This is a genomic window from Paraburkholderia sp. 2C (assembly GCF_054589215.1).
The window spans coordinates 1-1,171 of record NZ_BAAILL010000079.1 but is presented as its reverse complement, the minus strand read 5'-3'; the positions used below and the strand labels follow the sequence as shown (position 1 = coordinate 1,171).

The 1,171-nt window shown below is 63.6% G+C and carries 1 protein-coding gene; it reads right to left on the bottom strand.

Features of this window, described 5'->3' with window-relative positions; genetic code table 11:
• Position 1: 1 nt before the first annotated feature.
• The coding region (tuf, locus tag ACYPXD_RS33175; protein ID WP_308836335.1) for an elongation factor Tu at positions 2–1,171 on the bottom strand (1,170 nt) is incomplete at its 5' end.

The following is a 1,171-nucleotide window of genomic DNA, read 5'->3' as shown; positions in this document are numbered from 1 at the left end:
CTTACTCGATGATCTTGGCGACGACACCGGCGCCGACGGTACGACCGCCTTCACGGATAGCGAAGCGCAGACCTTCTTCCATCGCGATCGGCGCAATCAGCTTCACCGTGATCGACACGTTGTCGCCCGGCATCACCATTTCCTTGTCCTTCGGCAACTCGATCGAGCCCGTCACATCCGTCGTGCGGAAGTAGAACTGCGGACGGTAGTTGTTGAAGAACGGCGTGTGACGACCGCCCTCATCCTTGCTCAGCACATACACCTCTGCCGTGAAGTGCGTGTGCGGCGTGATCGAACCCGGCTTGGCCAGCACCTGGCCACGCTCCACGTCCTCACGCTTCGTGCCGCGCAGCAGGATACCCACGTTGTCGCCCGCCTGACCCTGGTCGAGCAGCTTGCGGAACATCTCCACGCCCGTGCACGTCGTCTTCGCCGTCGCCTTGATCCCGACGATCTCGATTTCCTCGCCAACCTTGATCACGCCACGCTCGACACGACCCGTCACCACCGTACCACGGCCCGAGATCGAGAACACGTCTTCCACCGGCATCAGGAACGAACCGTCCACCGCGCGCTCCGGCGTCGGGATGTACGTGTCCAGCGCGTCAGCCAGGTTCATGATCGCCACTTCGCCCAGCTCGCCCTTGTCGCCCTCAAGCGCCAGCTTCGCCGAGCCCTTGATGATCGGCGTGTCGTCGCCCGGGAAGTCGTACTTCGAGAGCAGCTCGCGCACTTCCATTTCCACCAGCTCGAGCAGCTCCGCGTCGTCCACCATGTCGCACTTGTTCAGGAACACGATGATGTACGGCACACCAACCTGACGCGCCAGCAGGATGTGCTCACGCGTTTGCGGCATCGGGCCGTCCGCGGCCGAGCACACCAGGATTGCGCCGTCCATCTGCGCCGCGCCCGTGATCATGTTCTTCACGTAGTCCGCGTGACCCGGGCAGTCAACGTGCGCATAGTGACGGTTCGCCGTCTCGTACTCCACGTGCGCCGTGTTGATCGTGATGCCGCGCGCCTTCTCTTCCGGCGCCGCGTCGATCTGGTCGTACGCCTTGGCTTCGCCGCCGAACTTCGCGGTCAGCACCGTCGTGATCGCCGCCGTCAGCGTGGTCTTGCCGTGGTCAACGTGACCAATCGTGCCCACGTTCACGTGCGGCTTGGTCCG